Source organism: Pantoea sp. paga (genome assembly GCF_007558755.1).
Classification (GTDB): domain Bacteria; phylum Pseudomonadota; class Gammaproteobacteria; order Enterobacterales; family Enterobacteriaceae; genus Pantoea; species Pantoea agglomerans.
In genome coordinates this window covers 79,578-94,038 of the sequence record NZ_VLTF01000006.1, presented here as the reverse complement: position 1 = coordinate 94,038, position 14,461 = coordinate 79,578, and the positions used below count along the sequence as shown (strand labels likewise).

The following is a 14,461-nucleotide window of genomic DNA, read 5'->3' as shown; positions in this document are numbered from 1 at the left end:
TAATGGCTATCGAAATTAAGGTACCGGATATCGGGTCTGACGAAGTTGAAGTCACCGAGATTCTGGTGAAAGTTGGCGACAAGGTGGAAGCCGAGCAGTCGCTGATCACCGTGGAAGGCGACAAAGCCTCAATGGAAGTGCCGTCGCCGCAGGCTGGCGTAGTGAAAGAGATCAAAATCTCTACCGGTGACAAAGTTGAGACCGGCTCACTGATCATGGTGTTTGATGCTGAAGGCGCTGCGGAAGCAGCACCTGCGGCGGCCGAAGAGAAAAAAGCGGACGCGGCCCCAGCGCCAGCTGCTGCTGCGGCCACTGCCAGCAAAGAAGTGGCTGTGCCGGATATCGGCGGTGACGAAGTTGAAGTCACTGAGATTCTGGTGAAGGTTGGCGACAAAGTCGAAGCCGAGCAGTCACTGATTGTGGTGGAAGGCGATAAAGCGTCGATGGAAGTTCCGGCTCCGTTCGCGGGTGTGGTCAAAGAGATCACTATTTCCACCGGCGACAAAGTCAGCACCGGTTCAGCCATCATGGTCTTTGAAGCAGAAGGCGCAGCACCGGTCTCTGACGCGAAGCCAGAAGTGAAAGAAGAAGCAGCATCGGCACCTGCCGCGGCTGCAGGCGCAAAAGACGTTAACGTTCCGGATATCGGCGGTGATGAAGTTGAAGTTACCGAGATCCTGGTCAAAGTCGGCGACAAAGTTGAAGCTGAGCAGTCACTGATTGTGGTTGAAGGCGACAAAGCCTCTATGGAAGTGCCTGCGCCGTTTGCAGGTACCGTCAAAGAGCTGAAAGTGGCGACCGGCGATAAAGTCAGCACCGGCTCACTGATCATGGTGTTCGAAGTCGAAGGTGCTGCTCCGGCTGCCCCTGCGGCCGCGAAACAGGAAGCCGCACCGGCTCCTGCTGCCAAATCTGAAGCTAAAGCCGCGGCACCCGCTCCAGCTAAAGCGGATAGCAAAGGTGAGTTCGCAGAGAACGACGCTTACGTTCACGCTACCCCGGTGATCCGTCGCCTGGCGCGCGAGTTCGGTGTTAACCTGGCGAAAGTCAAAGGCACCGGCCGTAAAGGTCGCATTCTGAAAGAAGACGTGCAGACTTACGTGAAAGAGGCCGTGAAACGCGCTGAAGCGGCACCAGCTGCAGCCAGCGGCGGCGGTCTGCCTGGCATGCTGCCATGGCCGAAAGTTGATTTCAGTAAGTTTGGCGAAATCGAAGAAGTCGAACTGGGTCGTATCCAGAAAATTTCTGGCGCGAACCTGAGCCGTAACTGGGTGATGATCCCGCACGTTACGCATTTCGACAAAACCGATATCACCGATCTGGAAGCTTTCCGTAAGCAGCAGAATGCTGAAGCAGAGAAGCGTAAGCTGGATGTGAAGTACACCCCGGTGGTGTTCATCATGAAAGCGGTCGCGGCGGCGCTTGAGCAGATGCCACGCTTCAACAGCTCGCTGTCTGAAGATGCGCAGAAACTGACGCTGAAAAAATATATCAACATCGGTGTGGCGGTTGATACGCCAAATGGCCTGGTGGTTCCGGTCTTTAAAGACGTGAACAAGAAAGGCATCACCGAGCTGTCTCGTGAACTGATGGCGATTTCGAAGAAAGCGCGTGACGGTAAGCTGACAGCGGGCGACATGCAGGGCGGATGCTTCACCATATCCAGCCTGGGCGGCCTGGGCACCACGCACTTTGCGCCAATCGTGAACGCGCCGGAAGTGGCTATCCTGGGTGTTTCTAAATCGGCGATGGAGCCGGTGTGGAACGGTAAAGAGTTTACTCCGCGTCTGATGATGCCGATTTCTCTCTCCTTCGACCACCGCGTAATCGACGGTGCTGATGGTGCGCGATTCATCACCATCATCGGCAATATGTTGTCTGACATTCGTCGTTTAGTTATGTAAATGTAAAGAAGGCCGGCGGAAGCCGGCCTTCCTGTAACGATTCGTCGCGCCGCGGTTGGCAGTTTGTTAACAATTCTGTAAACTCTTGCGGTGAAAGTCCCGGTGGAACAAGGGCATTATAAGAAAGTCTGACCCGCCGGATATCAATTAAGAGGTCATGATGAGTACAGAGATTAAAACCCAGGTCGTAGTACTTGGGGCAGGTCCTGCAGGTTACTCTGCAGCCTTCCGTTGTGCGGATTTAGGTCTGGAAACCGTACTGGTAGAGCGTTACAGCACCCTGGGTGGTGTTTGTCTGAACGTCGGTTGTATCCCATCTAAAGCGCTGCTGCACGTTGCTAAAGTGATTGAAGAGGCGAAAGCCCTTGAAGAGCACGGCATTGTGTTTGGCCAGCCATCTACTGATATCAACAAGATTCGCAGCTGGAAAGAAAAGGTTATCAACCAGTTGACTGGCGGCCTGTCAGGAATGGCAAAAGGTCGTAAAGTGACCGTGGTTAACGGCCTTGGCAAATTCACCGGTGCTAACACCCTGGTGGTTGAAGGAGAAGGCGGCGCGACCACCATCAACTTCGATAATGCCATTATCGCTGCGGGTTCACGTCCAATCGAACTGCCATTCATTCCACATGAAGATCCACGCGTCTGGGACTCTACCGATGCGCTGGAACTGAAAGAAGTGCCGAAGCGCTTGCTGGTCATGGGCGGCGGCATCATCGGTCTGGAAATGGCGACGGTTTATCATGCGCTGGGTTCAGAGATCGATGTGGTTGAGATGTTCGACCAGGTTATCCCGGCTGCGGATAAAGACGTGGTGAAAGTCTTTACCAAGAAAATCAGCAAGAAATTTAACCTGATGCTGGAAACCAAAGTGACCGCCGTTGAAGCAAAAGACGATGGCATTTACGTTTCAATGGAAGGTAAAAAAGCACCAGGCGAAGCGCAGCGTTACGACGCGGTGCTGGTGGCGATCGGCCGTGTGCCGAACGGTAAAGGTCTGGATGCCGGTAAAGCGGGCGTGGAAGTGGACGATCGCGGCTTCATTCGCGTCGACAAGCAGATGCGTACCAACGTGCCACACATCTATGCTATCGGCGACATCGTCGGTCAGCCAATGCTGGCGCACAAAGGCGTGCATGAAGGCCACGTGGCGGCAGAAGTGATCTCCGGTCTGAAGCACTACTTCGATCCGAAAGTGATCCCTTCAATTGCCTATACTGAGCCAGAAGTTGCCTGGGTCGGTCTGACCGAGAAAGAAGCGAAAGAGAAGGGCATCAGCTACGAGACCTCCACCTTCCCGTGGGCAGCCTCAGGCCGTGCTATCGCTTCTGATTGTGCAGACGGTATGACCAAACTGATTTTCGACAAAGAGACGCACCGGATTATTGGTGGCGCGATTGTCGGTACTAACGGCGGCGAGCTGTTAGGCGAAATCGGTCTGGCGATTGAGATGGGTTGTGATGCGGAAGATATTGCGCTGACTATCCACGCTCACCCGACCCTGCATGAGTCAGTTGGTCTGGCAGCAGAAATCTTCGAAGGCAGCATCACCGATCTGCCTAACGCGAAAGCGAAGAAGAAATAAGTTTCTGCTACTAAAGAAAAAAGCTCCCGTTTTGGGGGCTTTTTTTTCGCCTGGAGTTTGGTGCTGTATGGCAAGAATCGATTTGGGTTAACATTAAAGGTAACCCCAATAACCCTGAAAACGTTGCCTGTGAGAGTTATTAGAGTTATCGTACTTTCATCGGGACGCGACAGGACACAGGGATGGATAGCAGCACGTTAATTTCCGAAATGAAGGCTGATGGCTGGGTTCTGACAAGGATAAACGGTAGCCTTCACCATTTCACACATCCGACAAAACCGGGGCTGGTTACAGTACCCCATCCTAAAAAAGACTTACCGGTCGGTACGGTAAAGAGCATCAGGAAACAAGCGAGAATTTAATCCCGCTTGCCCGTAGAGGTATGAATATGTTTTATCCAATCGCGATTGAAGCGGGTGATCACGAACACGCATACGGCGTAATCGTTCCCGATTTACCAGGGTGTTTCTCTGCCGCAGATACTCTTGATGAAGCCATCAAAAACGCCAAAGAGGCTATCACGGGGCATATCGAATTATGTGTAGAGCTCGGTCATGAGATCCCTGCCGTGTCCACCATTGAGGCTCTGGCCACGAATCCTGACTATCAGGGTTATATCTGGGCATTGGTTGATGTTGATGTCATTCGCTTGCTGGGCGGCTCTGAAAAAATCAATGTCACTTTACCCAGGTCGCTAATTGATCGGATTGATCGTTGTGTGGCTTCACACCCGGAATACAAAAGTCGCTCGGGCTTTCTGGCTCAGATAGCGCTTGAGCGTATTACTGCTCCGATTAACAGGCCTCAAAAGTAAGTCTGCGCGATAGCTAAATTTATTGGTGGCAGAAGAATCAAAAGGCACAGTTTATGAGTTTTTACCCCTTCAGCCGCTGCCATGATCTTTCTCACGTATGGTCAGGTTAATGTCTCTAATGATGCTTTATCCTGATTGATAAAACCGGTGTAAGAATGCATATTCCGGTGAATCTGGATGGACTGCGGCTGATTCTCTTCCTGACTCTTATAAATCAGTGAGTTACTGATCTTTAAATACGTGAATTTAGTGGTGATTTTTTATGAGGGTAAAATCATCATATTTTACAGCTATATATGTTAAGAGTGTTCCCCGCGCTAGCGGGGGTAAACCGCCTGGCAGCAGCAGCCGATGCTGCTGAAACTGCGTGTTCCCCGCGCTAGCGGGGATAAACCGGCCATTACTGATGCACTGGAGGGATTCCATGTGTGTTCCCCGCGCCAGCGGGGATAAACCGAGTCTCAATTGTTCGGCAGCGTCGTAATCTGTGTGTTCCCCGCGCCAGCGGGGATAAACCGAGTCTCAATTGTTCGGCAGCGTCGTAATCTGTGTGTTCCCCGCGCCAGCGGGGATAAACCGCCGTGGTGTTGGCGTTCTGCTGTGACATGTTGGTATTCCCCACGCCAGAGGGGAATACACCGGCAGTTCCCCGCCGATATTATTTTTCAATGCCCAGTCTATCCTTCACAAATCACGACTAAACCTTCATCTAACCACGCATCTCCCATGCAGCCACCCGTTCAATAAACATCTGTGCCAGTGCAGCAATGGCGCTGTTGCCGGGCAGTCTCTCTTCGTTCATATGCATCACCAGCGAACTACTGCGTCGGCGGCCCTGTAACAGCGGCAGTGGACGGAGCTCACCGCTCTCTAACAGTGCGGCGATATTCTGTTCCGGCAGCCAGCCATAACCTAACTGATGCTGGACCGCTTCAATGGCTGCCGACAGCGTCGTGAAGGACCAGTTTTCCGCCTGATCGCCATTGACCTCTGACTGCTGCTGTTGCTGACGATCCAGAATGGTAATGCAGGGCCAGCGTGCCAGCGTAGCAGCACTAAGCGGGGCGGATTCACGATGCAGCGGGTGGTCGCGATGGGCGACGGCGACGAAATCGACACTCATCAGGCTTTCGCCTGCTAACGGCGTGTCGCCATATTGTGCCACCAGCCAGAGATCAGCCTGATTTTCCGCCAGTCTGTCAGGCGTTTCGCTTCGGACGATTTCGCTAAACCAGATGCGGACATGCGGATAGCGTTGCTGAAAGGTCTGAAGCACATCAAACAGCAAGGGTTTGGGCAGCGTCGCATCGACCATCAGATCGATGCGCGACCGTTCGCCGCGTTGCAGTGCACTGGCCTGCGCCTCAAGCGCGCCGAATCCCTCCAGCAGCGGACGCACCTGCGCGAGCAACTGATGTCCCTCTGCACTCAGAACAGCGCGGCGGCCCTCCTGCTGTAACAGTGTCAAACCCAGTCGCTGTTGTAACAGGCTCAGCTGATAACTCAGTGATGACTGGCTGCGATTGTTCTTCTCCGCTGCCAGCGCAAAACTCCCTTCATTCACTACGGCATCAAGCAGATACCACTGTTCGAGTGTTGTCTTGTACATGATAACTCATCTAAAAATTAAATGATTTAGTGCTAAAAATAGCGTTATTAATCGGTTTTGTAACGCGCAATAATCTTCTCAAGGAAAACAAATGAGGAATTAACTATGAGCACTTTCGATAAACATGACCTGTCTGGCATCGTCGGCAAACATCTGGTTTACACCTATGACAACGGCTGGAATTACGAGCTCTACATTAAAAACGCCAGCACCATCGACTATCGCATTCACAGCGGTATGGTCGGTAATCGCTGGGTTAAAAATCAGCATGTCTATGTCGTTCGTCTGGCGCAGGATGTCTATAAAGTTTCCTGGACTGAACCAACCGGTACCGATGTCAGCCTGGCCGTTAATCTGGCTGATAAAATTTTCCACGGCACCATCTTCTTCCCGCGCTGGGTAATGAATAATCCGGAGAAAACCGTCTGCTTCCAGAATGATCATCTGGAAGAGATGGCAAAATTCCGCGAAGCGGGCCCGGCTTATCCAACCGAAGTGATTGATGAGTTCGCGACGCTGACCGTAATCCGCGATGTGGGTGAAAATAACGAAAGCGTGATCGACTGTCCGCCAGACCAGCTGCCCGCCAATTTTCCGGACAATCTGAAAAATTAAGCATGCACAGAAGAGGTCATGACGACCTCTTCTGAATAGCAGTTTCTGTCTTGTAGCTTCTGACGTGTAACTTGCGAGGACGAAAAATGGATTTATCGACGAAGGTTTTTATCAGTAGTGACCAGCACGACGGTTTCGGTGTCAGTTCCACCCTCATCATGGGCGAGAAAGAGGCGATGTTAGTTGATGCCCAGTTTACGCTGGCGAATGCGCATCGGTTAGTCGCTGAAATTATCGAAACTGGTCTCGACCTGAAACGCATTTTTATTACGCATCTGCACCCCGATCATTTTCTGGGTCTTGAAGTGATTAAATCCGTCTTTCCGGATGCCGAAATTTTCTCTTATAAGCAGGTCGCCGAAGACGTTAATGATGCCTTCGACTTTAAAATTGATTACTGGGGTAAGCAGGTATTAAAAGAGAATGGTGCCCGCACCACCTTTCCGATTACTGAACTGGAAGAGGATACAATCTGGCTGGAAGGGCAGCAGATTAAAATTCTGAGCGATCTCAGCGGCGATTGTATCCGGGTCACACCGCTCTGGATCCCCTCGACCAAAACGCTGATTGCCTCAGATGTGGTCTTCGCTGACGCACACGTCTGGATTGCCGATATGCGTACGCCGGAGCGTATGGCGAAATGGATGGAAAGTCTGGATACGCTCGAAGCGCTGGAGCCGAAAGTGCTGATTCCCGGGCACTCGCGAACCACGCCAAGCCTTAGCCCGTCGGCAATTGGCTTTACCCGCACCTATATCAAAGATTTCATTAAGACGCTGCATAAGGTCAATAACAGCGAAGAGCTGGTGCAGGAGATGGAGCGAATTTATCCCAACCTGCCAGTGAAAATCTGTCTCGACTACAGCGCCCGGATTCTGAAAGATCACTACGTCTGGCCGGGTGACTGGCCGGAATCCCTGCGGGAAATGAAAACGACGCTGTAATCCTCTTAAGCGCAAAACAGACCAGGCTGATTTCCGGCCTGGTGTTGTTATCCTCCTGAGCTCACCTCCGCTATAAACCCGATGCGCGCCGGCTTCTATTCCTGTCAGTTATCTATTTCACTGAATCACTTCGCTAAAGTCACGGCAAAGCTGACGTAAACCTGCAGCCATTTGTGCGGAATGCGGTACGCTGCAGAGAGACCCATTCAGCCGACTCAGCTGGCTGATGCGGGGAGTTAAGCGGGCAGAATGGCCGTAGTGGATTATGTTGTATTTTTGTAAACAGATTAACAAACAGACGAAATACTGCTATTCTGCCCTCCGCGAAACCGGGCACCTCAACCTGGACGAGAAAGGGAAGATTGTTCTCCATAAGTGAGCAAGGTGGTCGGAAAGCCCTACATAATGAGAGCGAGGATAACGTCGTGCTAGAAGAATACCGTAAGCACGTTGCCGAGCGTGCTGCCCAGGGAATTGTACCTAAGCCTTTAGAGGCTTCCCAAATGGCCGCGCTGGTTGAACTGCTAAAAAATCCACCTGCGGGTGAAGAAGAATTTTTGATCGATTTATTGGTCAACCGCGTCCCACCTGGCGTCGATGAAGCGGCGTATGTCAAAGCTGGTTTCCTGGCGGCTGTCGCTAAAGGCGAAGCAACCTCTCCTCTGATATCTTCTGAAAAAGCGGTTGAACTGCTTGGCACCATGCAGGGCGGTTACAATATTCATCCGCTGATTGAGGCACTGGACGATAGCAAACTGGCTCCTATTGCCGCTAAAGCCCTTTCACACACGCTGCTGATGTTCGACAACTTCTATGATGTCGAAGAGAAAGCGAAAGCGGGTAATGAATACGCGAAGCAGGTGATGCAATCCTGGGCAGATGCAGAATGGTATCTGTCACGGCCTGAACTGGCAGAGAAGATCACGGTTACCGTGTTTAAAGTCACTGGCGAAACCAACACCGACGATCTCTCTCCGGCCCAGGATGCCTGGTCACGTCCAGACATTCCTCTGCACGCCCTGGCGATGCTGAAAAATGCCCGTGAAGGCATTGAGCCTGATGAAGCGGGTAATATCGGCCCGATCAAACAGATCGAAGCTCTGAAGACCAAAGGCTTCCCGCTGGCGTATGTCGGTGATGTTGTCGGAACCGGTTCTTCACGTAAATCCGCCACCAACTCGGTGCTGTGGTTTATGGGCGACGACATCCCGAACGTGCCAAATAAAAAAGGCGGCGGCGTGGTGCTGGGCAGCAAAATTGCACCCATCTTCTTTAACACCATGGAAGATGCGGGCGCACTGCCCATTGAAGTGGACGTAAACAACCTGAACATGGGCGATGTGATCGACATCTATCCATTCAAAGGCGAAGTCCGCAACCATGAAACCAATGAGCTGCTGGCCAGCTTCGAGCTTAAAACCGAAGTAGTGATTGACGAAGTGCGCGCCGGTGGCCGTATTCCGCTGATCATCGGTCGCGGTCTGACTACTAAAGCGCGCGAGTCGCTGGGTCTGCCGCACAGCACCGTATTCCGTCAGGCGAAAGATGTCGCGGAGAGCACCCGTGGTTTCTCACTGGCGCAGAAAATGGTTGGCCGCGCCTGTGGCGTTACCGGCGTTCGTCCGGGTGCCTATTGCGAACCTAAGATGACCTCGGTTGGCTCGCAGGATACCACCGGCCCGATGACCCGTGACGAGCTGAAAGATCTGGCTTGCCTGGGCTTCTCTACCGATCTGGTGATGCAGTCGTTCTGTCACACCGCCGCGTATCCTAAGCCGGTGGATGTGAGCACGCACCATACGCTGCCAGACTTCATCATGAACCGCGGTGGTGTGTCACTGCGTCCGGGTGACGGCATCATCCACAGCTGGCTGAACCGTATGCTGCTGCCGGATACCGTTGGTACCGGTGGTGACTCGCACACCCGTTTCCCTATCGGCATCTCTTTCCCGGCGGGTTCAGGCCTGGTGGCGTTTGCCGCCGCGACCGGCGTTATGCCGCTCGACATGCCGGAATCGGTTCTGGTGCGCTTCAAAGGTAAGATGGAGCCGGGCATTACCCTGCGCGATCTGGTTCACGCCATTCCGCTGTATGCCATCAAACAGGGGCTGCTGACCGTTGAGAAGAAAGGTAAGAAAAACATCTTCTCTGGTCGCATCCTGGAGATTGAAGGTCTGCCGGATCTGAAAGTCGAGCAGGCGTTTGAGCTGTCCGATGCGTCAGCAGAACGTTCCGCTGCGGGCTGTACCATCAAGCTGGATAAAGCGCCGATTATCGAATACCTCAGCTCCAACATTGTGCTGCTGAAGTGGATGATCGCAGAAGGCTACGGCGATCGTCGTACGCTGGAGCGTCGCATTGAAGGTATGGAGAAATGGCTGGCCGATCCTCAGTTGCTTGAGCCGGATGCCGATGCTGAATATGCCGCGGTGATCGAAATCGATCTGGCTGAAATCAAAGAGCCAATCCTCTGTGCGCCAAACGATCCGGACGATGCACGTCTGCTCTCTGACGTTCAGGGTGAGAAGATCGACGAAGTGTTTATCGGCTCATGCATGACCAACATTGGTCACTTCCGTGCAGCCGGTAAACTGCTGGATAGCCACAAAGGCCAGCTGCCAACCCGTCTGTGGGTGGCACCGCCAACCAAGATGGATGCGGCGCAGCTGACCGAAGAAGGCTACTACAGCGTATTCGGTAAGAGCGGGGCGCGTATTGAGATCCCAGGCTGTTCACTCTGCATGGGTAACCAGGCACGTGTTGCAGATGGTTCGACGGTGGTCTCTACCTCGACCCGTAACTTCCCGAACCGTCTGGGTAACGGCGCTAACGTCTACCTGGCGTCAGCGGAGCTGGCTGCAGTCGCGTCTCTGCTTGGCAAACTGCCAACGCCGGATGAGTATCAGCAATTCATGGCGCAGGTCGATAAAACGGCCAGCGACACGTATCGCTATCTCAACTTCGACCAGCTGACGCAGTACACCGACAAAGCTGATGGCGTGATTTTCCAGACCGCGGTCTGATTCTTCACCTTGCAGGCATGAATAAGGGGCGATGATTCGCCCCTTTTTTTCGTCTCAGCATGGGGGAGAGAGACGATCAAAAGCTGGCTTTCGGCAGACAGCCTGTAATAATGCGCGACGTGTCACACTTTGCAGCGAGAGCAGCACGGACACTTATCAGGTGAGGCGACGACGTTGAGAGGAACGGGCGATGGAATATGAATTTTTACGCGATGTGACCGGACAGATTAAGGTTCGCATGTCGATGGATCATGAAGCGGTCGGCCACTGGTTCAACGAAGAGGTCAAAAACGATCCGGGATTGCTGGATGAAGTTGAGGCCGCCATTGAAGATGTCAAAGGCAGCGTACGTCAGTGGCAACGGATCGGCAGCGAGTACACTATTCTGCTGGATGAAGAGGAAGTGATGATCCGCGCCAACCTGCTGGCTCTGGAAGATGACGGTATGGAAGAGGGGATGAACTACTACGACGAAGAGAGCCTCTCATTCTGCGGCATTGAAGATTTTCAGCTGGTGATCGCCGCGTATCGCCAGTTTATGAACCAGTACGGCAAACCCGTACGGTAAGACAGTAAGGCAATCCCTTACGGTTATAAGGCCGGGCGAACTCAGCAGCCCGGCCTGTTAACTAACTCAGCGATGCACCACCGCACATGACCAGCTGCTGGCCGGTGATCGCCGCCGCCGCAGGGGAGAGCAGGAAATCGACCAGTCCGGCCACTTCCTGCGGCTGAATATAGCGGCCAATGGGTGGCAGACGGGGCGGTGAACTGGCCCGGCCCGGCTGTTGCAGCATCGGTGTTTCGGTGGCGCCTGGCGCCACAATATTGGCAGTAATGCCGCGCGGAGCGAGTTCCGCTGCCCAGCTGCGCACCATACCGATCATCGCCGATTTGGTGGCGACATACTGACTGCGGCCTGCCGCGCCGCCTGACGTACGACTGCCCAGCAGCACAATTCTGCCACCCGCACGCATCCGCGGTGCAAAATGATTCGCCAGCTGTTCTGCGGCGGCAACATGCAGTTGCCACAGACGTGCGCTGGCGCTCAGATCCAGCTCTCCAAGCGGTGCCGCCTGCATTATACCGGCTGCATGGATCACCGCCTGCGGCACCGGCAGCGCGTCCAGCAAAGCCTTCAGTGCCGCGCTGTCGCTGATATCGATCTGATGGCTCTGCCAGCCCGCTTCTGCCCGGCTTATCGCCGAGCGGCTCAGGCCGGTCACATGCCAGCCTTCATTTAGCAGGCGATCCACAACCGCCTGACCGATGCCGGAGCTGGCCCCGGTCACCAGCGCCATCCGTTCAATCACGCATCACCTCCCTGCACCCATGACTCCTCAACCCGTACATATTTAATCGCCTGACGATACCAGGTGTAGGCGATATGCAGTTCGCCATCCAGGCCCTGTTTAATGCTGGGATAGGAGAACTCACGGTTTAATTTCTGCTGGGAGTTATTGGTCATGCAGTAGCCATCGCCCTCATCCAGATTGCGCTGCAGCGGCCAGCTTTTACCGCCATCCGTTGAGATAGCCAGCGTCATCGGCGCACGAGGCGCACCCCAGAAAGCGGTGCGGCCGCTGTGCACCACCGGCTCAGCGGCGACGGCAACATCACTTTCCTCTTCATCATCTTCAATTTCGTCATACAGCGACAACCGGCGTTCGCTGGCACCTTCGGCGCTCATGGCATTGAACACCAGCGCCAGATGACCATTGCGCAGCGTTGTGACCTGAATTGAGGAGTTATTGTTGGGCAGCGACAACGGCTGTGGCGCGCTCCAGCTTTCACCCTGATCAAACGAGCGGCTCTGATAGATGTGGTCGGCCCAGCGGCTGCGGTAGAGCGCCAGCAGCGAGCCATCATCCAGCAGGGTAACGTTCATATGAACGCAGCCGGTGCTGTCAGGCACGCTTACGTCGCGCCAGCTCTGGCCTTTATCTTCTGAGATTTTTACCGCGCTCACGTCATAGCTGCCGACCCACTTTTCGCCGGGCTGCGTCAGGCAGTAAAACACCGGCAGCAACCAGTTACCGTTGGGCAGCACCACAATCGGCTGGCGAATAAAGGTGCCGGGCTTATCCAGCAGCGTTTTGATCTCCCCCCAGCTCTGGCCCAGATCGTGAGACTGGCGATAGCGAACTATCGCGGTGTCCTGATTGCCCGATTTCTGCGCCGTCCACAGCAGCCACAGCACCTGGTCGGGATCGAGAAACAGCACCGGATTCTGTTCTGAACGGCCCGGATCGTCAGAGAGTTTTTGTGCTTCACTCCAGCGATCGCTGCCTTTTCGCAGCCGTGAACACCAGACAGAGATATCGGCAATCCCTTCCTGCGTGCCGCCAAACCAGACGCAAAGCAGATCGCCATCGGGCAGCGGCAGCAGGTTAGCTGCGTGGTTTTGCGGGCAGGAGGAGGGCAGCATCGCAACCTGCTGCGCGCTATCCTGCGGGTGAGGCGCAAGCAGGCCGGTGCGTTCTGCGGTGACGGTTTCCTGAGTCATATTAGGCTCCACTGTTTTGTGCATTGTGTTGCGATTGAGGCTGAGACTGGCGTGACGGGATACAGCGGTCAATCACCATAATAATTGCCGGGGTGATCAGCGCCACGTACATATTGTCGATACCAAACGGGTTACCCATCAGGAACCAGACGGAGGTGACAACGCAGGCGCCAATCAGACCGGCATTGGCGCCGCGTGTGCTCTTAAACCACGGCAGGTAGAACGCCATGATCGCCACAACGGTAATGGACAGGCGAATCGCACGGGTAAAGAACGAGAGCTTCAGCACTTCCGGGAAGAACAGAACAAACAGCAGCGGGAAGAAGCCGATGCCAATCGAGATCCAGCGCGTCATTTTAAATTCGCGCTCTGGCGTAGGATTACGATAAGGCACGTAAAAGTCTTTCACCACCAGCGAGGCGATGGCCAGCGCCACGGTACCGACGCTGACGAAAATCGAGGCCACCAGCGAGGTGGTGACAATGCCCGCCAGCCACGGTGACATATCCTGCAGAAATACCGGCAGCGCATAGAGGCTCTTGATATCCGGGTGAGCAAACTTCGCTGCCACGCCAATCAGCGCCATCGCCAGACCAATCGGCAGGCAGAAGAAGAAGGCGACCCAGGTAGCGCGCTTCGCTGACTTCACATCTTTGGTGGAGGAGATCGCCTGGATCACAAACTGGGTACAGAAGATCGAACCTACAGTCCCGATCAGCCAGGCCACAATCGTACTGGCACCGACGTGACCATCCCATGTCCAGTAGAACGCCGGCATTTTCTCCATCATTGGGGCGACGCCCCCGGTCATCTTCAGCGCCACATAGAGGATAATCAGGATCCCCATATACTTGATGGCGCTGTGCAGCAGCGTGACCCAGGCCACGCCTTTCATGCCGCCAAACGCAAAGTAGAAGGTGCTGACCACCGCAGTGATAAAGGCAGCCTGGGTCAGGTCGATCTTCAGCACGGTGGAGATTGCCGCCGCGCCGCTGATGTAGTTACCGACGTTCACCAGCAACAGCGCATAGATCATGATCAGCGAGATAATATTCTTGGTCGAGCTGCCATATTTCTCGGCGATAGCACCGGAGATAGTGATCTTTCCGGTGTTGTAGATGCGCTTAACCAGAATCAGGCCAAACAGCGGGAAACCAATAGCTGCACCAATCACCGACCATGAGGCGGCGAAGCCATCTTCAAACGCCGCCTGCGCGGTGCCGATGGTGGATTTTGCCCCGATATATTCAGACATCAGCATAATGCCGACGATAAAAGCAGGCATGGCGCGCGAGCCTTCCATAAAGTCGCCGCTGGTTTTACTGCGCAGCCGCCAGGTGAGCCAGGTGGTGAACAGGATATAGGCGACCACCATGCCGACGATCAGTAAGGTGCTCTCAGTTGAAAATGCTTTCATCATGACCTCGATTGTTCTGGCAGATGGCGACCATCAGGTTCGTT

At 54.1% G+C, this 14,461-nt stretch carries 12 protein-coding genes; 8 read left to right on the top strand and 4 right to left on the bottom strand.

All coding sequences use genetic code 11. The features are described from left to right. Positions 1-2 precede the first annotated feature (2 nt). The 4 genes from aceF (at position 3) to FOV68_RS16445 (ending at position 4,303) form a co-directional block, all read left to right on the top strand. Positions 3-1,904, top strand: a complete 1,902-nt coding sequence (gene aceF / locus FOV68_RS16460) for a pyruvate dehydrogenase complex dihydrolipoyllysine-residue acetyltransferase (RefSeq protein ID WP_143789952.1) — start codon at positions 3-5, stop codon at positions 1,902-1,904. A 160-nt stretch (positions 1,905-2,064) separates the two neighbouring features. Further along, positions 2,065-3,489: a dihydrolipoyl dehydrogenase gene (gene lpdA / locus FOV68_RS16455; protein ID WP_010253950.1), complete on the top strand. Its 1,425-nt coding sequence runs from the start codon at positions 2,065-2,067 to the stop codon at positions 3,487-3,489. A 182-nt stretch (positions 3,490-3,671) separates the two neighbouring features. After that, positions 3,672-3,851 carry a type II toxin-antitoxin system HicA family toxin gene (locus tag FOV68_RS16450; RefSeq protein ID WP_143991225.1) on the top strand — a complete coding sequence of 60 codons (180 nt, stop codon included), beginning with the start codon at positions 3,672-3,674 and terminating at the stop codon, positions 3,849-3,851. A 26-nt stretch (positions 3,852-3,877) separates the two neighbouring features. Continuing rightward, complete coding sequence (locus FOV68_RS16445; RefSeq protein WP_083070549.1) at positions 3,878-4,303, top strand: type II toxin-antitoxin system HicB family antitoxin; 426 nt, start codon at positions 3,878-3,880, stop codon at positions 4,301-4,303. Between the two features lie 709 nt (positions 4,304-5,012). On the opposite strand, the gene FOV68_RS16435 is transcribed toward FOV68_RS16445, so the two are convergent. After that, on the bottom strand, positions 5,013-5,912 hold the full coding sequence (locus tag FOV68_RS16435; RefSeq protein ID WP_031593562.1) for a LysR family transcriptional regulator: 900 nt from the start codon (positions 5,910-5,912) through the stop codon (positions 5,013-5,015). 105 nt (positions 5,913-6,017) lie between these two features. Between FOV68_RS16435 and FOV68_RS16430 the strand changes: the two genes are divergently transcribed. The 4 genes from FOV68_RS16430 to yacL all read left to right on the top strand — a co-directional run bounded on the left by FOV68_RS16430 (position 6,018) and on the right by yacL (position 11,062). After that, positions 6,018-6,527, top strand: coding sequence for a phenolic acid decarboxylase (locus FOV68_RS16430; RefSeq protein WP_039391324.1), 510 nt, complete (start codon positions 6,018-6,020; stop codon positions 6,525-6,527). 86 nt (positions 6,528-6,613) lie between these two features. After that, complete coding sequence (locus tag FOV68_RS16425; RefSeq protein ID WP_064703404.1) at positions 6,614-7,471, top strand: MBL fold metallo-hydrolase; 858 nt, start codon at positions 6,614-6,616, stop codon at positions 7,469-7,471. A gap of 425 nt (positions 7,472-7,896) precedes the next feature. Beyond that, entirely contained in the window at positions 7,897-10,494 is a 2,598-nt protein-coding gene (acnB, locus tag FOV68_RS16420; protein WP_115064838.1) for a bifunctional aconitate hydratase 2/2-methylisocitrate dehydratase, read from the top strand. A gap of 190 nt (positions 10,495-10,684) precedes the next feature. Further along, entirely contained in the window at positions 10,685-11,062 is a 378-nt protein-coding gene (yacL, locus tag FOV68_RS16415) for a protein YacL (RefSeq protein WP_010253973.1), read from the top strand. A gap of 61 nt (positions 11,063-11,123) precedes the next feature. On the opposite strand, the gene FOV68_RS16410 is transcribed toward yacL, so the two are convergent. From FOV68_RS16410 to FOV68_RS16400, 3 genes are read right to left on the bottom strand one after another with little or no spacing between them, the layout of a single operon-like run. Beyond that, positions 11,124-11,795 (bottom strand): SDR family NAD(P)-dependent oxidoreductase, encoded by a 672-nt coding sequence (locus FOV68_RS16410; RefSeq protein WP_186289761.1) that lies wholly within the window; start codon positions 11,793-11,795, stop codon positions 11,124-11,126. A gap of 8 nt (positions 11,796-11,803) precedes the next feature. Further along, positions 11,804-13,000 carry an exo-alpha-sialidase gene (locus FOV68_RS16405; RefSeq protein WP_143991223.1) on the bottom strand — a complete coding sequence of 399 codons (1,197 nt, stop codon included), beginning with the start codon at positions 12,998-13,000 and terminating at the stop codon, positions 11,804-11,806. Between the two features lies 1 nt (position 13,001). Continuing rightward, entirely contained in the window at positions 13,002-14,417 is a 1,416-nt protein-coding gene (locus tag FOV68_RS16400; protein WP_031292876.1) for a sodium:solute symporter family protein, read from the bottom strand. Positions 14,418-14,461: the final 44 nt, after the last annotated feature.